The organism is Sorangium sp. So ce834, assembly GCF_051521425.1.
Classification (GTDB): Bacteria; Myxococcota_A; Polyangia; order Polyangiales; family Polyangiaceae; genus Sorangium; species Sorangium cellulosum_D.
Genome location: NZ_CP150351.1, coordinates 9,429,475 through 9,450,733, shown reverse-complemented (window position 1 = coordinate 9,450,733; position 21,259 = coordinate 9,429,475). Strand labels below are relative to the sequence as shown.

Here is a 21,259-nt window from a genome sequence, read left to right as displayed (position 1 = left end):
GCGCCCATGCACTGCCCGCACTGCGGGAAACCGATCCCCGAGGGCGCGAACGTGTGTCCGCACTGCGGCGCCGCGCTCGCGCCGCCGGGCGGAGCCGCGGGCTATCTGAAGCCCGCGGCCCGCACCATGGTCGGCGTCGCGCTCCCCGATCTGCTCCGGCAGGGGTCGTCCGCTCCGGCCGATCCGGGCGGCGCGGGCCACGGCAAGGCCGCGCTGCCGCCCGTGGCCGGCGCGTCGGGCGCCGCCTCGCGCACCATCGTCGGCATGCCCGCCGCGATCTTGGGCCAGGCGCCCGGGCGGGCGGACCCGCGCCTGTCCGGGGGCGCGCTCGCCGTGGGGACGCCGGGGGCAGCCGCGCCGCGAGCGCGCTTCGATGCAGCGGCGCCGCCGGGCGCGCCGGTGCACGCGGCCCCGGGCGCGCCGGTCTACCCGCCGCCGGGCGCGCCGGTGCACGCGGCCCCGGGCGCGCCGGTCTACCCGCCGCCGGGCGCGCCGGTGCACGCGGCCCCGGGCGCGCAGCCCCTCGATCACACGGTCCCCCTCGCCCCGGGCCTCGCGGCGCGCGGTCCGGCGCCGCCGCCGGGCGCGTCCCGCACGCTGGTCGGCGTCGCCCGTCCCGGCATCGCGCCGCTCGCGCCCGGCGCCCCGGCCGACCCCGAGCCGGATCCCGACCTCGAGGCGCGCTACCAGCCGGCCGGCGAGCTCGGCGCCACGATCGCCCCGATGCGCTTCCGCGCCCCGGAGCTGCGGAACCCCGTGCTCATGCGCCCGCACCGCCTGAAGCAGCGGCTCGCGCCGGCGCCGCCGCAGCGCCGCGCGCGCTCGTCGCGCCGGGCCGTCGTGGTCGTCGCCGCGGGCGGCGTGCTCGCGCTCGGCGCGGTCCTGTTCGCGCTGCTCTGGCCGAGCGCGCCCCCGGTGACCGCGCGCGCCCGCGCCGACGCCGGCGGCCGCGAGGTCATCGAGCTCCGGTGCGACAGCTGCCCCGACGGCACGGCGGTCTCCATCGGCGAGGGCCGCGCGACCATCGCCGGCCGCGTCGCGCAGATCCCGCTCGCGAGCCCGCTCTCCGTCGGCGAAAATCACATGAAGGTCGCCATCGACCGCCCCGGCAGCGGGCGCGATGAGACGGTCGGCGTCTCCATCCACGTCGCGTACCGGATCCGCCCCGACCTCGGCACCCTGCAAGGGGAGCGCCCCTCGATCCAGGTCGTGGTCGAGGCGAGCAAGGGCACGCAGGTGACGCTCGACGGCAAGGAGGTCGCGCTCGCGAGCGGCCGGGCCATCGAGTCGATCGACGTCACCGAGGCGGTCACCGGGCTCTCGGACGAGACGAAGACGCTGAGCCGGCAGGTGCCGTACACGGTCGCGCCGCCCGATGGCCCGCGCGAGCAGGGCGTCGTGAGCGTCGCGGTCGGCATCGTCCCGCTCGGCATCGAGGCGCCCGGCCCGAGCGTGGTCATCGACAAGGAGAGCTTCGTGCTCGCCGGGCGCACGGCCCGCGGCGCCCAGCTCTTCGCCGGCGCGCACCCGATCACGGTCCGCCCCGACGGCACCTTCGCGCACGTGATGAACGTCTCGTCCGTGGGCGCGACCCAGTTCGAGGTGCGCGCGAAGATGCAGGGCATGGCCCCGCGCATCGCGAAGATCGCGGTGCGCCGGGTCGACCGGCTCGAGACCGCCGCGAAGGAGTTCGCCGGCCGCAACCCCATCGGCTACGTCGAGCTCGCCGCGGGCGGGAAGGACGTCATCGGCAAGCCGATCGCGCTGACCGGCGAGGTCCTCGAGGCGCGCCGGCAGGGGTACTCGACGCTGATCCTGCTCTCGATGCCGCGGACGTCCGGCTGTAAGCAGGCCGGCGCGGCCGCCGCCAGCGCGGGCCCCGGCGCCGCGGCGCGCTCGCCCGAGACCTGCAAGGTCCGCCTCGTCCACGGCGCCGACAACCCCGCCCAGCGCGGGGACGTCCTCACCGCCTACGGCAGCGTCGCGCCCCCGTTCGTCGCGCCGGGCGGCGCCGAGATCCCCGAGGTGTGGGTCGAGTTCACCGTGAAGGGCGCTCGATGAGCGCCGCGCGCGCGACAGAGCGCCGGCCGCGCCGGCCGCGCCGCCTCGCGAGGGCGGGCCTCGCCGCGGCCGCGGCCCTGCTCCCCGCCGCGGCGCCGTTCGCCTTCGCCGACGCGGTGGACACGAGCCGGCCGCACACGATCGTGGTCGGCGCGCCCCGCGGCTTCGCGCCGAGCGAGCGGCTCGACGCGCGCCGCACCGGCCGCTCCGCGGCGCGGCTGCCCTTCCCCGCGCGCGAGGTGTGGCGAAAGCAGCTCCGCGGCGGCATCGACGCGGCGCCGCTCGCCGACGCCGAGGGCGATCTCGTCCTCACGCTGACCGTCCCCGAGGTCGTCAAGCTCGGCGCCGACGGCCGGGAGCGCTGGCGCGTGCGCATCGGCGACAGCGCGCCGCTCGCGCCCGCCGCGATCACGAGCGACGGCACCATCGCGCTGATCACCTCGTCCGGCCTCGCCGTCGGGCTCACGCCGGCGGGGGGCGTGCGCTTCGCCGTCCCCCTCGGCCTCCGCGGGCGCGACGCCGACGTGACGCCGCTCGCGCTCGACGACGGCGGGCTCGTCGCGGCCGCGGGGCGCTCCCTCGTCGAGCTCGCCGCGGACGGCGGCGTGCGCGCCCGCGCCGAGCTCCCGGATCGCGCGACCGGCGCCCTGCTCGCGGGCCCCGACGGCACGCTCGTCACCACCGAGTCGGGCGCGGTGCTGACCTGGCGTCCGCCCAGCGCGCCGAGGCGGCTCGGCTCCCTCGGCGGCCTGCCCCGGCGCGGCGCCGCGCTGGCCGACGCCCGCACCCTGCTCGCGGTCGTCGACGGCCGCCGCCTTGTCGCGCTGGATCTGCCGACCGGGACCACCGGCGTCCGCGCCGGCGGCGCCGCCTTCGGCGCGCTCGACGGGCCGCCCGCCGTCGGCGCCCGCGGCGTGGCCGTGGTCCTCTCGACCGCCGGCCTGCTCGTCGGGGTCGACCCCTCGGGCAACGAGGCGCTCCGGGTCGCCATCGACCGGCCGCTCGCGGCCCCGCCCGCCGACGGTGGCCTCTCCGGCTTCTTCGGGCCGGTGGACGCGAAGCCGAGCCCGCCGGTCGTCATCGACCGCGCGGGCCGCGTCGGCTTCGTGCGGGCGAGCGGCCGCGCCGGCGTGGTCGAGGCGGACGGCAACGTCTCGATCGCCGCGGAGCGCGTCTGCGCGGCTCCGGTCGCCGTCGTCCCCGCGGGCGAGGAGCGGATGGCGATCGCCTGCCGCGACGGCACCGTGGTGATGCTGGCGCGCTGAGCCGCGCCGCGCGGCCGTGGCGCGCTCGACGACCGGCCTGCCGCGCTGCCGCGCGAGGGCTGCGGCCGGCGCGCCAGCGCGGCGCGCCGGGGCCGCCGTGGGTCAGCTGCCTTCGCTCGCCGTGGCCGGGCTCCACTTCTTCCAGGTGCCCTCTTCTTCCTTGTACAGCTCCGACCCGCCCGTCGTCTTGAACCGCACGATCGTGATCTGGCCGTCGAGCGTCGCCTTGTCGGCCTCCTCGTACAGGGGCTTCGCGAGCGCGTCTGCGGGGAGCATGTGCATGCTCACGACGAACTCGTCGGCGTTCGCCTCGGCGATGCAGAACCCGTTGCTGCTGGCGTTGCTGAAGGCGAGGTAAGGATTGACCGTGTCGACGAGGTACGTGTCGATACCGACGGCGATGCTCTCCGCGCCCATGGCGTGCTTCAGCAGCGGATGGCTGGCCATCTGCCTCTGCAGCCGCGATTGGTACGTGTCCGACGAGAGCGCCGCGCCGACGAACTCCACGATCTTCGCCGGCTCGGCGTCGATGCGGTCCACCGCCGGCGTCCCTGCGAGGAAGGCGCCGAGATCGCCGGTGATCGCCACCACGTTGCCGGCCGTCGCGATCTCGCTGAGCAGCGCGTTCCGCTGCTCACGGAAGCCGTCCCAGCCGTCGCAGCTCAGGTAGAAGCGCCGCTTGAGCGGGTCGTCCGTCGCGAAGGACGGCGTGAGATCGATGGCGAGCTGCGAGAGGCAGCATTCGTTGCCCCACACCTTCCACGTGCTCTTGGACTCCTTGATCGTGTCCTTGAACCAGGCCAGCTGCGCCTCCCCCATGACCCTGGCGTCGGGGCTCCCCTCCGTGGACGCATACGCGAACCGCGAGGCCGCATCGAAGGTCTCCTTGACCACGAAGTAACGCGACCCGAACGCGCTATAAAAATCGGGCTTCTCGAGCGTGAAGTCGACGTACTTCCCGAGATCGACGTAGGCGATCCCGCGGTCCCAGAAGATGTAAGCCGCTTTGTCGAGGACGGTCAGCTGCTCTTCTGCTGCCCGCTTCTCGTTCAGCTTCTCCACGATCGCGTTGACGAAGGGGACGCTGACGGTGTGGGTCCCCTCGTCCTGCGCGAACCCGAGGCTCGGATCGAAGCCGAGCACGGGCGCGGCCTCCTTCAGTACGTTCGCGTAGTAGCCGTCCTCGTAATCATCGATGTCGTCGAAGTAGTTGCTCCCTTGGTCGGGCACGTTTCCGATCCCGAGATCCCCCTGCCTCGCGAAGACCTTCCCCGGGAAGCCGTCCTCCGGGATCAGGTGATCCGCGCGGTAGGTGCGGAGATCCGTCATCACGAGGTGGACGTGCTTCCCGAAGGTGAAGTCCCGGTAGATGGTGATGTCCTGGGGGTACTCGGCCGTCCTGTCGTAGCTGAAGTCGTCGCCCGCCGGGTAATCGACCGGCATGTACTCGAACCACGCCTGGTTTGCCGCCTTGCGCCGATCCACGTCCGTCTCCGGCTGCCGGCCGTTGAAATAGGTCGCGGTCGCGCCGTAGCACTCGCTGGAGAACTCGTGATCGCCCCAGATGGCGATCATGGGAAACAGCTCGTGCACCCGCTGGAGCGCCCGATCCGACCGGTACGTCTTGTAGAGCTCCCGATAGTTGCTCAGCGACCGGGCGGCGTGGTACGGGGCGCCCTCTGCCGGCTCGAAGGCGATCGCGCCTTTCACGTCGGAGAAGGTGACCTTGCGCTCCTCCGAAGGGGTCTGGATGCTCGGATCGCCGGTCGTCTCGTAGATGTAGTCCCCGAGGTGGACGACGAAGTCGAGCTGCTCTCTCGCCAGGGCCGCGTAGGCGTTGTAGTAGCGACCGACATAGTCCTGACACGACACGAAGGCGAAGCGCACCGGCACGTCCGCGTCGGGCGTCGGCGCCGTCCGCGTCCGCCCGATACGCGAGCTGACACAGCCGTCGGCCGTCGTGTAGAAGAAGCGGTAATAGTACGTCGTCCCGGGGCTCAGGCCGCTCACCTTGATCTTGACGCAGTGGTCGAACTCCGCCCGGGCGATCACGGGGAGCCGCGTGCTGGTCGACCCAACGGTGGCCGCGCTGCCGGACGTCGGCGTGAGCGTCACGAGCTGCGTGAACGCCTCGTCGAGCGCGATGACGAGCGCCAGGCTGACGTCCGCCGTCTGCTGGCTGTCGGCGAGCCGGGTCCACAGCACGACGCTGTCGGGCCTCGGGTCTCCGGAGGCCACCGACTGGGGAAAGTAGGCGTCGTTCTCGTGCGCGTCGCACGCGCCGGCCACCCCCTCGTCCTCGGAGCAGGCCGTGGGCACGACCACCGAGCCGGCAGTTACCAGGGTGGCGCGAAGAAAGTCTCGGCGTCGCATCATCGATTGAAGCCCTCCGACGACGGATACACCCCGGGCGCTGCGCGCGCAACGGCGGCGCCGGGCCCGCCCTCGCGCCCGAGCGCCCCTCGGGCTCGCTCGGGCGCCGCGGCCGCGCATGGCGTCTCGCCGCGACGGCGCGAGCGCGACTTGACGTGCCGAGTCAGGCGGCCTCTCGTGTGCGTCCCACCTGTCGCGCCACCCACCCATCACCCATCACCCGCCACGTGCACGCCATGTTCCAGACCAGCCTCTCCCCTGATGCGCTGCGCGGCGCCCTCGCGCGCCTCCGCAGCGGCCACCCTGGGCTCGACCGCGCCGGCGCGCGTCAGCCGGTCCATACCGTCTACGGCGGCGCTCACCTGTTCAAGGCCGATACGGCCCGCAAGCTCGGGGCCGTGGCGCTCCGCGCCGTCGAGGAGCACGCGCCCGACTTCGCCGCCTTCGCGCGGGCGCTCGGCCTGCCCGGGGCCGACGGGCTCCCGGAGGACCGCGCCGGGGCGCTCGCGCTCTCGGCCGCCATCGAGGCCGGCGGCGGCGCGGCGGCGGGCGCCTCCGGCCCGGCGCGGCTCGCGCACGCGGTGCACGCGCGCGTGCTCGACAAGCTCCGCCGCGAGCCCGTGGAAGATCTGCGCATCGACTTCGAGGACGGCTACGGCGTGCGCCCCGGGCACGAGGAGGACGCGCACGCCGCCGCCGCCGGCCGCGAGGTCGCCCTCGGCATGGCCGCGGGCGGCCTGCCGCCGTTCCTCGGGATCCGGATCAAATCGCTCGGCGACGGGTGCGCCGAGCGGGCCCTGAGGACGCTCGATCTCTTCCTCTCCTCGCTCGTCGCCGCTTCGGGCGGCGCGCTCCCGCCCGGCTTCGTGGTGACCTTGCCGAAGGTGGTCGCGCCCGAGCAGGTCTCCGCGCTGGCGGACGCCCTCGACGCGCTCGAGGCCGCGCTGAGGGTGCCCGTCGGCTCGATCCGGATCGAGCTGATGGTCGAGACGCCGGCCTCGATCATCGGCCCGCGGGGCGAGATCGCGTTGCCCGGGATGGTCGAGGCGGCCCGCGGGCGGTGCGTCGCGGCGCACTTCGGCGCTTACGACTACACGGCGAGCTGCGAGATCACGGCCGCCCACCAGCACCTCGCGCACCCGGCGTGCGACTTCGCGCGGCACGTGATGCAGGTCGCGCTGGCCGGCTCGGGGGTCTGGCTCTCCGACGGCGCGAGCAACATCCTGCCGGTCGCGCCGCACCGCGCGCGGCCCGGCGGGGCGCCGCTCTCGCCGCAGCAGGTGGAGGACAACCGCCGCGCGGTCGTCGGCGCCTGGCGGCTGAAGTACGAGCACGTCCGTCGCGCGCTCGCGAGCGGCTACTACCAGGGCTGGGATCTGCATCCGGCGGAGCTCCCGGTGCGCTACGCGGCCACCTACGCGTTTTTCCTGGAGGGCGTCGAGGCGACGGCCGCCCGGCTGCGGAGCTTCATCGAGCGGGCCGCCCAGGCGACCGTCGCCGGGACGGTGTTCGACGACGCCGCGACGGGGCAGGGGCTGCTGCGCTTCTTCCTGCGCGCGGTCAGCGCGGGCGCGATGACGGAGGGCGAGGCGGCGGAGCGGACCGGCCTCACGCCGGACGAGCTCAGGGAGCGCTCGTTCCCTGCCATCGTGGCGCGCCGGAGCGCGTGATATGGGAGGCTCGGAACGGACGGCATCGCGCTCGGGCCCGAGCCCCGAGCCCGAGCGCGGGCCCGAGCGCGAGGAGGATCGATGAGCGCGATCACGACGCACGTGCTGGACACGTCGCGGGGCCGCCCGGCGAGCGGCGTGCTGGTGGTGCTGGAGGTCGGCGACGGCGGCGGCTACCGGGAGGTCGGCCGGGGCGCGACCGACGACGACGGCCGGCAGCGGGGCCTGCTCCCGCCCGGCGAGCGCCCGGTCGAGGGCACCTATCGGCTCACCTTCCACACCGGGGCTTATTACGCGGCGCTCGGGTCCGAGAGCTTCTACCCCACGGTCTCGGTGCTCTTCGAGATCCGGGACCCGGCGCAGCACCATCACGTCCCGCTGCTGCTCAGCCCTTACGGCTACACCACGTACCGCGGCAGCTGAGCGCGCGCCCGGCGACGCGGGCGAGAACGAGGCCGAGCCGATCCGCTGCGTGAGCTGGCTCGTTGCGTTCGCGCCCTGCGCCTGAGGCGGCGGGCGGCTCCCGATGGAGGGAGTGGAACGATGCGTCGGCCGGTGGGAGCGGGCAGCGAGGCGGCTGTAGCGCCGGGCGCGCTGCCCGAGGCGGCGCTGGCCAGCGCCGTGCGCGCCGTCAGGGGGAGATGAGATAGATGATCGTGAAGGCCACGGTGAGCGTCGCGGCCGCGAGCGCGATGAGCTTGGGCATGGTCCAGTCGTCTTCGATCTTCGGGTTCTCTGTGCTCATCGGGTGCCTCCGCCGTGCTCTCCGCGCGCGTCGCGCGCGCCCGTCTCCTGGCAGAACGCGGGCTCGCCGTCAACCCTGACCCCCCGGCCGCGGCGGACCGGGCGCCCTCAGGCGGGCGCCTCCGCCGCCGCTTCGCCGGCGCCCTGTCCGCCCGCGTGCAGCATGGCCAGCCGCACCACCTCGGGCAGCAGATCGGCGAGCAGGTCGCGCAGCGACGCCCGGTCGAGCTCGTGGCGCTCGATCCAGTCGAGGCTCGTCGCCTCCACGAACCCGATCCACCCGCGGAGCGCCACCCGGAGCGCCGGAGGCCGCTCGGCCACCGGCGCATCGGCGAGCAGCTTGTCGAGGAACCGGCTGCGCGTCTCCTCGATGATCGCCAGCACCTCGGCGTCCGAGCCGATGCCGCCCCGGAAGACGGCCGCGTAAGAGATCCCCTGTCGCTCGACGTAGGCCAGATAGGCGTCCAGCCCGGTGCGCAGCCGCTCCGGCACCGGCACGTCGTCGACGTCCAGCGACCGCTCGACGAGCTCGCGCGCCGCTTCACGCAGGACGGCGATGTAGAAATCGCGCTTGGTTGGAAAATAATGGTAGAGAAGCCCTTTCGAGATGCCTGCGGCCTGCGCCACCTCGTCGATGGACACGTCGTCGTAGGCTCGCTGGCTGAAGAGCTCGAGCCCCAGCGCGAGCAGCTGCGCGCGGCGTGCGTCGAGGTCGAGCCGCTGCCGGGGCGGCTTGCCCTCGCCGCGCCTGGGCGTCGCGGCGCGGGACGGCTTCCGGGTCGAGATCATGAGTGGCGGACACTCTACGCTTCCGTCGATCCGGGTTCAATCGCGGCAGAAGCGGCGACTTGGGTCCATGCATTGGGCCGCTCCTGTCCGCTTTCGTCCTCGACTCAGCGCGCCGGGCGCGACCGATGGAAGGGCCGTGTCCATCGCAGCCCTCCTCGCCTGCGCCGCCGTGCTGCGGCGCGCGGGCCGGCGTCGTCTTTGCTCTTCGTGGCGCCCTCGCGTGGCGCATCCCCGGGATGTGCAGGAGGGAGACATGCCGCATCTCACGATGTCCGCTCTGGGCGCCGTCCTCTTGGCGGCGGCGCCTGCGCGCGCGGCGTTGCCGGAGCGCCCGCTCCGGCCGCTCACGGCCGCGCTGACCGGGCAGGACGAGGCGCCCGGTCGCGGCGATCGGCGGGGGAGCGGCACGGCCCGCCTCACGCTCGATCTCGTCCTCGGCGAGGTCTGCTTCGACCTCACGGTCTCCGGGATCGCGCCCGCGATCGCGGCGCGCGTCCACGAGGGCTCTTCCGGCCATGCGGGCCGCGTCGTCCTCACGCTGATGCCGCCGATGGGCGGCAGCTCCACGGGCTGCGTCGGCGCGTCCCCCGACGACCTGAGCGCGCTGCTCGCCGCGCCGGAGCGGTATTACGTCGACGTCCGCACCGCCGATTTCCCCGACGGCGCCTTGCGAGGCCAGCTATCGCGCTGAACGATCGACATCCCGACAACCGGCGTCCCGGACAGGGGTCGTGCCGCCGCCAAAGCCCTCTGGCGCTCCACCCTCCTCGGCGGCCGTGCCCCGGGATCTACGCGCCCCACAGCAGCTTCTTCAGCCGTATCCCCGTGATCTTCCGCTGCTCCTCGGCGGCGATCTGCAGCTCCTCTTCCGGCGTGTGCTCGATCCGCTCGCGCAGCATCTCCAGCATCTCGTCCGCGCTCTTCCCGGTCGCGCAGACGATATAGATGAACCCGAACTTCTCGTCGTAAGCCCGGTTGTAACGCGCGAGCGCCTCCCGCGTCTCCTCGGCCGCCGCGCTCATCCCCGCCTGCTCCTGGCTCGAGAACCGCCTCGCCGTCGCGCTCGCCTCCGCGGCCTCGGCCTGCGGCCTGGTCTCTCCGATGCGGGGGTGCGCGCGGAACGCCTCGAGCCAGTCCTCCGGGCCGAGCCGCGCGAACACCTGCGACGCCGCCGCGTGGAGCTCCTCCTCGCCGCGGAACGGCCGCGCCGCCGCCATCTGCGACGCCCACGAGGACGCCCCGCACGCCACGCGGAGCTCCGCCTCCGCCTCCCGGTCGGTGAGCGCGTTGAGCCAGCGGAGCCGCTGCTCCGCCGCCCCGCTCCGGGTCGCCTTGCCGAAGATGCGGAGCCGGCTCACCCCGCCGTCGGGATAGATGTTCAGCCGCACGTGCGTGAACGGCCCCGCCGCGCGGAGCTCCTCCTCGAAGAGGTGCCGCGTGTGCGCCTGGAGCTTCGTCTGCGGGACGATCTCCCGGAAATCGCCCGCGCCGGCGAGCTCCGAAAGCGGGCGCCCCGCCGCGTCGATCCCCTCGATCATGCAGCTGTCGGGGTAATTGCCCTTGAAATGGTTCGTGTCGACCTCGATCCGGTGGATCTCGCCCTGGGCCGCGAGCGCGACGAGCGCCCAGTCGTACCCGGGCCCCCTCCGGCGGCGCGTCTCCCAGCCCTCTCCCATGTTCGCCGCCCGGCCGGGCATGATGAGGTTGTGGCGCACCCCGAAGAACATGTCGCTGCACGAGAGCACGCGGGCGCCGTTCTCCGCGGCCGCGAGATCGAGCTCCGCGCCCGCGCGGTCGAGCCGGCGCCAGTCGGGGACGGCATCGCCGTGCACCCGGAGCCGCGCCACCCCGCCGTCCGGATAGATGTTCAGGCGGAGGTGCGTGAACCGGAAAGAGCAGCTCACCGCGAACGCGTTCTGCGCGTCGCCCGCGAGCGGCGAGCGCGGCAGGATCTCGACCCAGTGGGTCCGCGGATTGAGCAGCTCCTCCACCCGCGCGTCGGGCCGCGCCGCGCACGCCTCGATCGAGCAGTGCTCGGGGTAGTTGCCCCGGAAGAACGCCGTGTCGACGACGACCCCGCGGATGATCCCGGGCAACCCCAGCCGGACGAGGCACCAGTCGAACCCGGGAGTCCGGCGCCGGCGCGTCTCCCAGCCATCCATCCACTTGCCGCGATCGGTGTACTCGTGCTCGAGGAACACCGGCTTCGTCGCCTTGAGCAGGTTCTCCTTCGGCGCGAAGAACTCGTCGTTCGCCGAGATCACCGCGCCGCCCAGGCGCTCCGAGGCGAGATCGAGCGCCTCCGCGAACGCCGGCCCCGTCACCCCTCTCGCTTCAGCCATCGCCCCCTCGCCTCTCCGGAGAAGCTCCCGCGGTCGAACACCTTCTCGCCGCGGAGGTAGGTGGCCTGGACGACCCCGTGGAGCTCCTCCCCCGCGTACGGCGTCACCTTGTGCCGGTGCTGGATGAGCGGCGGCTCGACCCGGAAGCTCGCCTCCGGATCCCAGATCACGAGATCCGCGTCGAACCCGCGCCGGATCTCCCCCTTCCGGCGCAGCCCGGCGAGCCGCGCCGGCCCCCGGCACAGCCAGTCCGCGAGCCGCTCGAGCGGGACGCCCCGCGTTCGGGCGTCGGTCCACACGATCGACAGCCCGAGCTGCAGGCTCGAGATCCCGCCCCAGGCCGCGTCGAAGTCGCCGGCCTCGAGCCGCTTGAGCTCGGGCGTGCACGGGGAGTGGTCGGAGACCACGAGATCGATGAGCCCGCCCTGCAGCGCGGCCCAGAGCTCCTCGCGGTTCTCCCGCTCCCGGATCGGCGGAGCGCACTTGAAGGGCGTCGCGCCGTCCGGGATCTCCTCGGCGGCGAAGTGCAGGTAGTGCGGCGTCGTCTCGGCGGACAGCGCGGCGCCGCCGTCGCGCGCCCGCCGCAGGATGCCGAGCGCCGTCGCCGACGAGAGGTGGACCACGTGCGCCGCCGCGCCGGTCGCCTGGCAGAGCGACGCGAGCAGGGCGATCGCGTCGTCCTCGGCCTCGCGCGGCCGCGAGCGCAGGTAGGCGGCGTACGTCCGCGGATCCAGGCCGGCGATCGCCGCGCGCGCCGCGTCGATGGGGCCGGGGAGCTCGGCGTGGACGAGCAGCGGCGCCCCCGTGCCCGCGAGCACCTCGAGCGCCGCCCGCAGATCCGCCTCGGCGACGTGGCCGAACTCCGCGACGCCGGAGTCGACCATGAAGCACTTGAAGCCGAGCGCGCCGGCCTCGAGCAGCGGAATCAGCTCTCCCGCGTTGCCCGGGACGGCGCCGCCCCAGAAGCCCACGTCGACGAGGCAGCGGCCCTCGGCCGCGCGCGCCTTTTCCTCGAGGTGCGCGACCGTGGTCGTCGGCGGGATGCTGTTGAGGGGCATGTCGACGAGCGAGGTCACGCCGCCGGCGGCCGCGGCGCGCGTCGCCGTCTCGAACCCTTCCCACTCGGTGCGTCCGGGCTCGTTGATGTGCACGTGCGCGTCGACCAGCCCGGGCATCACCACCGCGCCTCGTGCGTCCACGACGGGGCAGCCCTCCGGCACCTCGTCGTGCCCGGCGACGGCGGCGATCGTGCCGCCCTGGATGTGAACCGAGGCCGGCCGCACCGCGCCCCCGGTGACCACCCGCAACCCGCGAACGATGAGGTCCGGCGTCATCAGGGGCGCCAGGATACCACGGCGCCGAGCGGGCCGCCGGGGCGGCGCTCCGTCGCGGATCGAGCGCTCGCGGTCCGTGGCGGTTCGAGCGCACGCGCTCCGTCGCGGCTTGAGCTCTCGCGGTCCTGCTCCTACGCTGCCCGGCGTGAGCGCCGACGGCCGAGCTGCGCCGCAACAGGGCGGCGCACCGGGGCGCAGCCCCGTCCCCTGGGAGCCGCTCTTCTACGAGAAGAGCCGCCTCTACTGGCCCATCCGTCCGCGGGCCGAGGTGTTCTCCGGGTGCGTCGACTGGCCGCCGGTCGAGGAGTATGGCCGCGCGCTCGGCGAGGGCTTCCCCGTCCGCTTCGTGGAGCAGCCGCCGAGGCCGCGGCGCCGCGGGCGGCGCGGCCCGGTCGACCCCTCGTCGCTCTACGACGCGCGCATCCACGTCGAGGGCTGCGTGCCCACGCGCCCGAGGAACTGGCACGACTTCCTCAACATGCTCGTGTGGGCCGCGTTCCCGCGCGCGAAGGCGGAGCTCCACGCGCGCCAGCACCGGGCCATCGCCGCGCGCCTCGACCCGTCCGCCGCGGCGCTCCCGCCAGCGCGCACGCGCGAGCTGGACGGGCTCGCGCTCCTCGACGAGGGCGGGCTCTTGCTGCTCCACGACGCGCGCCGGGCGCCCCTGCTCGAAGACGCCGCCGATCTCGGGCGCTGCGCCGGCGAGGCGCGGGGCGCCGTTCAGCGGGGCGAGGCCGCGGCGCTCGTCTTCGGCCACGCGCTTTACGAGAGCCTCCTCCGGCCCGGTCCGACGGTCCACGCGCTGGTGCACCTCATCCCGTGCGAGGGCCCGCTGCCCGCCGCGCCGGGCGCGCTCGTCGCGCTGGCCGACGCGGGCCTCTGCGACGCGCTGCGATCGCCCGGCACTTTCGCGCACCCCGAGCGCAGCGCGCGGCTCCCGGTCGACGAGCGCGTCCTGTGCGCGTGAGCGGCGCTCCTGATTCCACCGCCCGACGAAACAAGGAGACGAAACGATGAGCACCCCCGAGCTTCACCTGTACATCGGCAGCAAGAACCTCTCGTCCTGGTCGCTCAGGCCGTGGCTCGCGATGTCCCACGCGGGCGTCCCGTTCGAGGAGCACGTCATCCCGTACGAGCTCCCCGACTGGGTCGATCGGGTGGCGCAGCATTCGCCGACGCGCAAGGTGCCCGCCCTGCGCCACGGCGAGCTCGTCGTGTGGGAGTCGCTCGCCATCTGCGAGTACGTGGCCGAAGCGTTTCCCGGCGCGCGGCTGTGGCCCGAGGGGCGCGAGGCCCGCGCGATCGCGCGCGCGGTCAGCAGCGAGATGCACGCCGGCTTCGCCGACCTGCGCCGGGAGCTGCCGATGGACGTCGCGCGGCGGTACCCGCGGCGCGCGATCTCGGACGGCGCCGCCCGCGACGTCGCGCGCGTCCTCGAGATCTTCCGCGACTGCCGCTCTCGGTTCGGCCAGGGCGGACCGTTCCTGTTCGGCGCCTTCTCGATCGCCGACGCGATGTTCGCGCCCGTGGTGACGCGCCTGCTCTCATACGACGTCGAGATCGATGAGGTCGCGCGGGCCTATGCGGGCACCATCACGTCGCTCCCGGCGATGGCGCGCTGGTCCGCGGCGGCCGCGGAGGAGGTCGAGAGAAACCCGCACCTCACGGCGCCGGCGGGCAGCTCGTACGCCAAGGCGGCCGGCGGCGCGGCGGCGCCGTGAGCGTGCGCGAGGCTTGCGGCGGCGGGCGGCTCGCCTGGAAGATGGCGACCCATGACAGCGATCCGACTCTACGATCTCCAGGTGCGCGACGACCGCCGGCCGAGCCCCTTCTGCTGGCGGATCAAGTACGCGCTGGCGCACAAGGGCCTCTCGTACGAGGCCGTGCCCGTCGGGCTCACGGACATCCCCGCGATCGCGGGCGGCGCGCACAAGACGGTGCCGATCGTCGAGGAGGGCGGCAAGACCTTCTGCGACTCCTGGGTGATCGCGGATCACCTCGACGAGGCCTATCCCGACAGGCCGCGTCTCTTCGGCTCGCCGACCGAGCGCGAGCTCTGCCGCTTCGTCGAGCTCAGCCTGTTCATGAGCGCCGGCAGGGCGCTCCTCAAGAGCTACGTGAAGGACATCCACGACCACCTGCTCGACAAGGATCGCGCCTATTTCCGGCAGAGTCGGGAGAAGCTGTTCGGCTGTACGCTGGAGGAGCTGGCCGGCGCGCGCGCGGAGCACATCGACTCGGCGCGCGCGGGCTTCGATTCGGTCCGGCTGACGCTCAAGGGCGGCGCGCCGTTCCTCTCGGGGGCGCACCCCGGCTACGCGGACTACATCGTGGCGGGCTTCCTGCTCTGGATAGCGTCGATCGGCACGGCCCCGCTCCTCAAGAGCGACGACCCGCTGCTCCCGTGGCTCGACCGCGTCCAGGGCCTCTATGGCGGCCTCGGGCGGAGCGTGCCGGCGGGCGCGCTCGCCGCCTGAGCGGCTGCTCCGTGCACGGCGCGGCCGCTTTCTGCGGAGGGCTGGCGCGCATCGCGCCCGGCGCCTACTCCGCCGTGGCGACGCGGTAGTCGAGCACGGGCAACGGCGAGCGGAGGCGCTCCGTGAAGGTGAGCTGTTCCTGGCGAGCTGCCGCGACGCCGGGCGGCCAGACGGCGAGCACACGAAATCGCGCCCCTGCTGGGCAACCGGCCCGCCCGGAGCCGTCGCGCAGCCGAGGGCCCCCGCGCAGACCGCGAGCAGGGCGCAACCCCGCACCTTGCGCCAGGCGACGACGGCGGCCGGGGACGCGCTGCAGAGCTCGGGGGATACCGCGGGGAGGAGCGGCCCGCCGGCTCCAGGTACGGGAGACCTGGCGGGGTACGCTCGCACGGCGTGGGCGCGCGCTGCCGGATGCATGAGCATGCCGGAGGCTGCCTGATCCTCGACGTCGCGGCGCTCGACGCGCCTCGGCACAGGTCACCTCGCGCTGCCGTTCAGCCGTGCTTCGATCTGCAAAGGAGCGTCTGATGGCGGGGTACGCTCCCGAGCAGCTCGCTCGATCCTGTCGCGGCGATGATCTGGTGGTCCTCCCCGAGGCCCGCGAGCGCATGGAGCAGCCGGCTCTGCTCGCTCGGGTGGATATGCGCCTCCGGCGCGTCGATCAGGACGAGCGCGCGGCGCAGCCCGAGGAACACGTGGACCAGGGCGAACAGGACAGCCTGCTGCTCGCCGTGCGACAGGCTGTACAGCTCGACCCGCGCGCCGTTGTCCCGCTCGAACCATAGCGCCGCTGCGCCGCCCCGCGGCTCGACGCCGGACAGGCGCAGCCATGGGCACAGCGCCGCGACAGCGGCCTTGTAGGGCGCGAGCGAGTCGCGCTGATCGCCGCGGAGCAGGATCCCGCTCTCCTTGACGTGTGCCATGGCCTGAAGGCCGTCCTCGACGGCGAGCTGCATCAGGACCTGCTCCAGGCCGGCATACTTGTCCGGCCGACGGGTGAGCCGCAGGCGGCCGCCGTCCGCTTCGCCGGGCGGGGCGAGCCCCACCCGCGGCACGAGCCGCCGATCACATGGAAAGTATTCGGCTTTCCAGGCTGCGGGGTCGCGGGTGTACGCGCTGAACAGCGCCTCCAGCGCCGGCTCCGGGGCGCGCACCTCGCCGCCGCCGAGCTCGAGCGCCGCCGTGAAGGTGGGCTCGGACAATCCCGCCTTCGCCATCTCTTCTGGGCTCAAGAGCCACCGCCCCCGGACCTGCCCCGACCGCTTCCCGGACCGGAGCAGGCGCGACGGCTCGGGCAGGACATGATAGCTCCCGACGCTCTCCTTCAGCGCGATGATCGCTTCGAGCAGCGATGTCTTGCCCGAGGAGGGGCCGCCCCCGACGAGCACGAGCGGCAGCGGCGCGCCCGTGGTCGGGTGCGTGAACGCGTACCGGCCGTCCGGGAGCCCCAGGAAATTCTCGACCTCAAGATCCAGTAGCTTCATAGGCGCTCAGGAGTTCAGCTTGATGGGCGTGCCCTTGACGTCCACGATCGCGCCGTTGATCTCGATCGTCCCGCCGCTCGTGATCTTGATTCCGCCGCTCGAGATCTCGATCTTCGACCCGCCCGCGTCGAGCACGATGTCCCCGGAGAAGACCACGAAGCGCGGCGTCACCACCTGCATGACGGATTTGGCGTCGATCCAGAAGCCATGGGTGTCGACGAAGTGGTTGAGGCTGCCGTCGCGCCGGATGTTGACGGCGACGCTCTCGATGTCGGTCCGCGATTTCATGTCGATGGACCTCGCCGTCAGCCGGTAGGGCCCCGTGGAGATGCTGGTGCTGCCCGCGCCGATCGACTGGGCCCCGGAGACGGTCGTCGACGAGTTGCCGCTGACCCGGCTCGTCTGGTTGTTCCCGACGAGCGTGACGGCGTCGCGGCCCGTCTCCGACTTGAAATCGAGCTGCGCGTGCAGCTCGAGCCGCTCGGCCCCCGCCTTGTCGTCGAGGAGGATCTGGTTGAAGCCCCCGCCGCCCGGCGACGATTTCGAGCGCCACACCGAGATGGTCCTCTCCGCGGGGGAGCTGAACGGCCGCACGTTCACCGCGTTGTGGACGCGACCGACGACGATCGGCTGATCGGGGTCGCCGTCGAGGAAGTCGACGACCACCTCGTCGCCCACGCGCGGCAGGCAGATGAAGCCATAATCCATGCCGGCCCACGCCTGCGAGACGCGGACGTAGCGCGAGGTGTTTGCGCGGAGGCCGCGCCGGTCCCAGCGAAACTCGATCTTGACCTGGCCGAGCGCGTCGGCGTCGATCTCGTCGCCGGCGTGGGTCGGCACGACGAACGCCGTCTGCGTGCCGATGATGCGCGGCCGCGGCAGGCGCCGCGGCCGGAAGGGCACGGCGGCGTCGATGCACTCCATGTGATGGCTCGCGCCGCGCTCCTGCCCGACGACGACCGTGCGGGTCACGAGCAGCGGGACGTTCACGTCGGCGCGCGCGTGCCCCGCGAGGCGTACCCGGGTGCCCGGCGCGATCGCCACGTTGGCCGTGATCTCGAGCCTTCGCCCCGGCACGCGCGTCGCCTCGAGCAGCCGCTGAGCGCGGGCCTTCGCCTGCTCCTCGTCCTGCGCCTCGCCGACCTCGAACGTGTACGCCTCGAGCTCGTTCTCCTCGACGAAGAGCTCGGCCCCCTCGGCCGAGGAGCGCGCCTGGATGGTGAACGACGGGTTCAGGTGATCATAGTCGCGCACGGCGACAGCCGAGGTCTTGATCTTGGCCGTCACCACGACCGCGCTCACGGACGGCACGGGCGGCTCGTTGCCGAGCGCGGGCTCGACATAGGGGATCGGCGCGTCGCGCTTGGGCGTCAGGCTGTCGGTCTGATCGACGAGCACCCACTGGCTGCCGGCGGTGTGATCGAAGCAGGTCGCGATCCCCTCGTCCGCCAGGAGGCGAAAGATGAAGTCGTGATCGCTCTCCCCGTACTGGGCGCAATAGGAGCGCTTGCGGTAGCTCCCCCCGAGCCGCTTGATCGGGGCCGGGACGCGGCCGCCGTAGTCGGCGAGCACGTCGTCCACGATCTCCACCGCGGTCCGGTCCTGGAAGATCCGGTGATTGGTCCTGCGCGTGGTCAGCCAGAGCGGGGGAACGATGTAGAGGAAATAGCGGGAGACGCCGCTCGTCTCCGTGGAGACCACCTTGACCTCGCGCAGGATCCCGGTCACGCGCGGCAGCTGGATCCCCGGGCCGAGATCGAGCGCGATCCGCCGGCCGACGAGGGACGCCATCTCGAGGGCCGCGTCCGTCGACTCGACCAGGAGATCCAGGCTGAACAGCCGGCTCATGTCGTCGCGGAGCTCGTACGACAGGAGGTGAAAACCGGGGTCCGGAGCATCAAGGAACGACAGCGTGACAGCCATAAGCCTCGTTGAGGTTCGTCGCACGACCCGAGGAGCGCGCTGTCAGGTCACAGCACCGGCTTGAGCGCGATGGGGGGAGTGACGGTGAGGTTGCCGCTGAAAACGCCCTTGTCCGTGGCGAGGACCGGCGCAGGGCCCAGCGAGCCCACGGCGTCGCCGGCGTTCACCTCCCCGTCACCGTTGCTATCGTACCAGCCTGTCAAGTTGACGTAAACGCTCCGCTTGCGAAACTTGAGCTCGACGTCGAAGCCCGAGGCGGCGGGCGTGACCTCCACCTCGGCGAGGAGCCGCTGCTCCGGCGGCTCGATCCCAGGCGGAGGCGCGGCGAGCGGGCCTGCGGCGGTGGATGCCGCGAAGGTGACGTGCAACTTTTGCCGATCCGGGCTGCCGACCGATGCCGGCAGATCCAGCCGCGAGCGGACGCGGGCGAGGGGAGAGCAGGAAACGAGGAGCACGGAGAGGAACGCGAGGCCGACGGCGGCGGTCGTGGCCTCGCTCCTCCGGCTCGCTGGCTCAGGTCGCATCGCCGTCATGCACGCCTCGTCAGATGAACCAGAGCAGGCTGCGGATATCGTCTCGGATGTAGCGGTAGAGCGGATCGTCCGTGCGCTCTCCTCGCACGAACCAGTCCTCGACGATGCTGGCCTGCTGCTCGGCGTTGTAGCTCGACCAGCTCTGCCCGGGCGCGTAGCGGTAAGGGTCCGTGCCCGTCATCCAGCCGATCGCCTGGTGCGCGATCGATTCCCACATGTATTGAGACGCGATGAGCCGGTGCGCGCCTTGCCAGACGTGCGTGAGCTCGTGGACGAGCGTCGCTGGCTGCGCCGTGTCCATGCCGTGGATGAAGCCGTTCCACCCCACGTTGATCGTGTAGGCCAGCGGCACGATCCCGGCGACGAGCGGCGGGATGGTCGACGTGAACGGCCGGGATTGCATGCCGACGATCGGGGTGATGAAGATCTTGGGATACGGCAGCGTGGCCTTGAAGACGCGGGTCGCGATCTCCAGCTCCGCCGGAAAGAGCGGTCTGCCGGGCATCAGCGCTTCCTCTCCTCGCCCGCGGCCGGCGCGACGTCGACCCAGACCGGGTACGGCAGCGGCTGCCCGGTCTGCGGGTCGAAGCGCATCAGCCGCTTGCGCGGGGGCGCGCCCGGCGCGGGCGCGGCGCCATCGAGGTGCTCCGGCGCGGCGGGCTGCGGCGGGATCGCGATCTCCGCCGCGGGGCGCGGCTGGAACGGCAGCCCCGCGAGCGGGGGGCGCGGGCCCGGAGGCGGCGGGCTCGTCCGCGGCGCCTCTGTGGAGATGAAGGGCAGGACCGGCGCGCTCGGCTCGGACGAGAAGACGGGGAGCGTCGATGTCTCCCACTGCCCGCCCGCGCTGCTCGCGGCCGCGTTCGCCGGCCCGGCTTCGTCGGTCGCGGCGCTCGCGGCGACGGCTCGTTGCGCCGGCGCCGCGGGAGGCTCCGGGGGCGACGGCGCGCTGGAGGGAACGAGCGCGACCTGCGCCGCTTCGGCGCGCCACGGCTGGGCGTCGCGGCTCAAGAACCGCGCGTCCTCCGCGCGCGGCGCGCCGTCCTCCCCCCCGGCGCGCGCGCGGCGCGCCGTCTGGGCTTGCCGGTAAGCGATGGCGAAGCGTCGGCCGAGCTCGCGGCCGGCGTCGCCCTCGAGGGCGAGCCGCGCGCGCCACGCGCCGGTGAGCTCCGCGTACGACCGCTCGTCGAGCCCCGCGCCAGCGAGGCACGCCGTCGGGTCTCCGAAGGGATCATCCATCGACGCGCGCAGCGCCGCGAAGTCCTCCACCGAAGCGTGATAATCCGGCATGAGCCCCCTCCCGCAGCTGGGTCGCCTCGCCTTCGGGGGCGCGCCAAGCAGGGTGCCCTCCAGGCCCGCCCGGCGGAAAGCCTAGCATCGAGGCGATGCGGCTTACAAGCCGCCCAGCTCCGCTCAGCGCCCCTGTCGCGCCGCGAGCGCGTAGACGAGCGGGAGGCGGCGCCCGAACTTCTTCATGCGGAACTGTCCGGGCGGCCCTTCCTCCATGTCCGGGAAGATATCGTAGGGCGACCAGTCGAGCTCCCGGAGCCGCTCCAGCGTGAGGCCTGCCTCGAGCAGCGCTGTCACCACCGTCCCGATCCCATGATTGAAGCCGACCTCCCGGAGCTTCACGGGCGCGTTGCGATCGGCGTACGTGCCCGTCTGTTCCGTGATGATCGGCTCTCCGTGCCCGTCGTATGCGTAATCGATGCGCTCGAACGCGTCGTCGAACATCCAGACGGCGGGGTGGAACTCGATGACGTGGAGGACGCCTCCCGGCTTGAGGCACGCGGCGGCCGCGCGCGCCCAGCGCCCTATGTCCGGGAGCCATCCGAGGACGCCGTAAGACGTGAAGACGATATCGAACGTCTCGCCCCCGAGGGCGGTGGGAGCGTCGTAGACGTTGGCCTCGACGAAGCGCGCATCCAGCGAGAGATCCTGGGCCAGCGCGCGTGCGGCCCTGACGGCCTCGTCCGAGAGATCCAGCCCGGTGGCGCGGGCGCCCCGGCGCGCCCACGAGAGCGTGTCCTGGCCGAAATGGCACTGCAGGTGGAGGAGCGTCTTGTCGCGCACGTCCCCCACCTGCTCGAGCTCGATCGGCTTCAGGGAGCTCGCGCCGGCTCGAAACGCGTCCACGTCATAGAACTTCGAGGCCAGGTGCACGCGGGTGCGCGCGTTCCAGGCGGTGCGATTGAGCGCGAACCACTCGGCTTCGGACATGCAGCGACGGTAGCACGGCCCGTGCAGCGCGGGCGAACAGGCCCTCA

General features: G+C 73.2%; 18 protein-coding genes. 8 read left to right on the top strand and 10 right to left on the bottom strand.

The features are described 5' to 3' along the window. Positions 1-6 precede the first annotated feature (6 nt). Complete coding sequence (locus tag WMF20_RS34460; protein WP_437606077.1) at positions 7-2,061, top strand: zinc-ribbon domain-containing protein; 2,055 nt, start codon at positions 7-9, stop codon at positions 2,059-2,061. Continuing rightward, positions 2,058-3,326 carry a hypothetical protein gene (locus tag WMF20_RS34455; RefSeq protein WP_437606076.1) on the top strand — a complete coding sequence of 423 codons (1,269 nt, stop codon included), beginning with the start codon at positions 2,058-2,060 and terminating at the stop codon, positions 3,324-3,326. The genes WMF20_RS34460 and WMF20_RS34455 overlap by 4 nt, the downstream gene beginning before the upstream one ends. 102 nt (positions 3,327-3,428) lie before the next feature. Here the strand turns inward: WMF20_RS34455 and WMF20_RS34450 are convergent, their stop codons facing one another. Then, positions 3,429-5,702, bottom strand: a complete 2,274-nt coding sequence (locus WMF20_RS34450) for an alkaline phosphatase D family protein (protein ID WP_437606075.1) — start codon at positions 5,700-5,702, stop codon at positions 3,429-3,431. A 233-nt stretch (positions 5,703-5,935) separates the two neighbouring features. On the opposite strand from WMF20_RS34450, the gene WMF20_RS34445 reads away from it, so the two are divergent. Beyond that, positions 5,936-7,369, top strand: coding sequence for a DUF6986 family protein (locus tag WMF20_RS34445; protein ID WP_437606073.1), 1,434 nt, complete (start codon positions 5,936-5,938; stop codon positions 7,367-7,369). Positions 7,370-7,450: 81 nt separating this feature from the next. Beyond that, the gene (uraH, locus tag WMF20_RS34440) at positions 7,451-7,792 is read left to right on the top strand and encodes a hydroxyisourate hydrolase (RefSeq protein ID WP_129578315.1); all 342 of its coding nucleotides are present in this window, start codon (positions 7,451-7,453) and stop codon (positions 7,790-7,792) included. Positions 7,793-8,221: 429 nt separating this feature from the next. Here uraH and WMF20_RS34435 read toward each other — a convergent pair whose 3' ends face one another. Further along, complete coding sequence (locus WMF20_RS34435) at positions 8,222-8,902, bottom strand: TetR/AcrR family transcriptional regulator (protein WP_129578314.1); 681 nt, start codon at positions 8,900-8,902, stop codon at positions 8,222-8,224. Positions 8,903-9,155: 253 nt separating this feature from the next. Here WMF20_RS34435 and WMF20_RS34430 point away from each other — a divergent pair, with 253 nt between their 5' ends. Beyond that, positions 9,156-9,593 (top strand): CHRD domain-containing protein, encoded by a 438-nt coding sequence (locus tag WMF20_RS34430; protein WP_437606072.1) that lies wholly within the window; start codon positions 9,156-9,158, stop codon positions 9,591-9,593. Positions 9,594-9,690: 97 nt separating this feature from the next. Here WMF20_RS34430 and WMF20_RS34425 read toward each other — a convergent pair whose 3' ends face one another. Next, a complete protein-coding gene (locus tag WMF20_RS34425; RefSeq protein WP_437606071.1) occupies positions 9,691-11,244 on the bottom strand; it encodes an allantoicase in 1,554 nt (517 codons plus the stop codon). Next, a complete protein-coding gene (gene allB / locus WMF20_RS34420; protein WP_437606070.1) occupies positions 11,223-12,578 on the bottom strand; it encodes an allantoinase AllB in 1,356 nt (451 codons plus the stop codon). The genes WMF20_RS34425 and allB overlap by 22 nt, the downstream gene beginning before the upstream one ends. A gap of 145 nt (positions 12,579-12,723) precedes the next feature. On the opposite strand from allB, the gene WMF20_RS34415 reads away from it, so the two are divergent. Genes WMF20_RS34415 through WMF20_RS34405 form a run of 3 tightly spaced genes read left to right on the top strand, consistent with a single transcriptional unit; the run spans position 12,724 to position 15,055 of the window. Beyond that, positions 12,724-13,545 carry a DUF3025 domain-containing protein gene (locus WMF20_RS34415; protein ID WP_437606069.1) on the top strand — a complete coding sequence of 274 codons (822 nt, stop codon included), beginning with the start codon at positions 12,724-12,726 and terminating at the stop codon, positions 13,543-13,545. Between the two features lie 46 nt (positions 13,546-13,591). Then, the gene (locus tag WMF20_RS34410; RefSeq protein WP_437606068.1) at positions 13,592-14,299 is read left to right on the top strand and encodes a glutathione S-transferase family protein; all 708 of its coding nucleotides are present in this window, start codon (positions 13,592-13,594) and stop codon (positions 14,297-14,299) included. A 51-nt stretch (positions 14,300-14,350) separates the two neighbouring features. Next, positions 14,351-15,055: a glutathione S-transferase N-terminal domain-containing protein gene (locus WMF20_RS34405; RefSeq protein WP_437606067.1), complete on the top strand. Its 705-nt coding sequence runs from the start codon at positions 14,351-14,353 to the stop codon at positions 15,053-15,055. 494 nt (positions 15,056-15,549) lie between these two features. Here the strand turns inward: WMF20_RS34405 and WMF20_RS34400 are convergent, their stop codons facing one another. The 6 genes from WMF20_RS34400 to WMF20_RS34375 all read right to left on the bottom strand — a co-directional run bounded on the left by WMF20_RS34400 (position 15,550) and on the right by WMF20_RS34375 (position 21,212). Beyond that, positions 15,550-16,539, bottom strand: coding sequence for an ATP-dependent nuclease (locus WMF20_RS34400; protein ID WP_437606066.1), 990 nt, complete (start codon positions 16,537-16,539; stop codon positions 15,550-15,552). 6 nt (positions 16,540-16,545) lie between these two features. Further along, positions 16,546-18,462 (bottom strand): type VI secretion system Vgr family protein, encoded by a 1,917-nt coding sequence (locus WMF20_RS34395; protein ID WP_437606065.1) that lies wholly within the window; start codon positions 18,460-18,462, stop codon positions 16,546-16,548. A gap of 47 nt (positions 18,463-18,509) precedes the next feature. Beyond that, a complete protein-coding gene (locus WMF20_RS34390; RefSeq protein WP_437606064.1) occupies positions 18,510-18,995 on the bottom strand; it encodes a hypothetical protein in 486 nt (161 codons plus the stop codon). Positions 18,996-19,005: 10 nt separating this feature from the next. Then, entirely contained in the window at positions 19,006-19,500 is a 495-nt protein-coding gene (locus WMF20_RS34385; RefSeq protein WP_437606063.1) for a hypothetical protein, read from the bottom strand. Then, positions 19,500-20,282, bottom strand: coding sequence for a hypothetical protein (locus WMF20_RS34380; RefSeq protein WP_437606062.1), 783 nt, complete (start codon positions 20,280-20,282; stop codon positions 19,500-19,502). Before WMF20_RS34380 ends, WMF20_RS34385 begins: the two co-directional genes overlap by 1 nt. Before the next feature lie 123 nt (positions 20,283-20,405). Continuing rightward, positions 20,406-21,212: a class I SAM-dependent methyltransferase gene (locus WMF20_RS34375; protein WP_129578301.1), complete on the bottom strand. Its 807-nt coding sequence runs from the start codon at positions 21,210-21,212 to the stop codon at positions 20,406-20,408. Positions 21,213-21,259 lie beyond the last annotated feature (47 nt).

Excerpts from the sequence above, each read along its gene's own strand:
- WMF20_RS34460 (WP_437606077.1), top strand. The coding sequence starts at position 7 with ATGCACTGCCCGCACTGCGGGAAACCGATCCCCGAGGGCGCGAACGTG.
- WMF20_RS34455 (WP_437606076.1), top strand. The coding sequence starts at position 2,058 with ATGAGCGCCGCGCGCGCGACAGAGCGCCGGCCGCGCCGGCCGCGCCGC.
- WMF20_RS34450 (WP_437606075.1), bottom strand. The coding sequence starts at position 5,702 with ATGATGCGACGCCGAGACTTTCTTCGCGCCACCCTGGTAACTGCCGGC.
- WMF20_RS34445 (WP_437606073.1), top strand. The coding sequence starts at position 5,936 with ATGTTCCAGACCAGCCTCTCCCCTGATGCGCTGCGCGGCGCCCTCGCG.
- uraH (WP_129578315.1), top strand. The coding sequence starts at position 7,451 with ATGAGCGCGATCACGACGCACGTGCTGGACACGTCGCGGGGCCGCCCG.
- WMF20_RS34435 (WP_129578314.1), bottom strand. The coding sequence starts at position 8,902 with ATGATCTCGACCCGGAAGCCGTCCCGCGCCGCGACGCCCAGGCGCGGC.
- WMF20_RS34430 (WP_437606072.1), top strand. The coding sequence starts at position 9,156 with ATGCCGCATCTCACGATGTCCGCTCTGGGCGCCGTCCTCTTGGCGGCG.
- WMF20_RS34425 (WP_437606071.1), bottom strand. The coding sequence starts at position 11,244 with ATGGCTGAAGCGAGAGGGGTGACGGGGCCGGCGTTCGCGGAGGCGCTC.
- allB (WP_437606070.1), bottom strand. The coding sequence starts at position 12,578 with ATGACGCCGGACCTCATCGTTCGCGGGTTGCGGGTGGTCACCGGGGGC.
- WMF20_RS34410 (WP_437606068.1), top strand. The coding sequence starts at position 13,592 with ATGAGCACCCCCGAGCTTCACCTGTACATCGGCAGCAAGAACCTCTCG.
- WMF20_RS34405 (WP_437606067.1), top strand. The coding sequence starts at position 14,351 with ATGACAGCGATCCGACTCTACGATCTCCAGGTGCGCGACGACCGCCGG.
- WMF20_RS34400 (WP_437606066.1), bottom strand. The coding sequence starts at position 16,539 with ATGAAGCTACTGGATCTTGAGGTCGAGAATTTCCTGGGGCTCCCGGAC.
- WMF20_RS34395 (WP_437606065.1), bottom strand. The coding sequence starts at position 18,462 with ATGGCTGTCACGCTGTCGTTCCTTGATGCTCCGGACCCCGGTTTTCAC.
- WMF20_RS34390 (WP_437606064.1), bottom strand. The coding sequence starts at position 18,995 with ATGACGGCGATGCGACCTGAGCCAGCGAGCCGGAGGAGCGAGGCCACG.
- WMF20_RS34385 (WP_437606063.1), bottom strand. The coding sequence starts at position 19,500 with ATGCCCGGCAGACCGCTCTTTCCGGCGGAGCTGGAGATCGCGACCCGC.
- WMF20_RS34380 (WP_437606062.1), bottom strand. The coding sequence starts at position 20,282 with ATGCCGGATTATCACGCTTCGGTGGAGGACTTCGCGGCGCTGCGCGCG.
- WMF20_RS34375 (WP_129578301.1), bottom strand. The coding sequence starts at position 21,212 with ATGTCCGAAGCCGAGTGGTTCGCGCTCAATCGCACCGCCTGGAACGCG.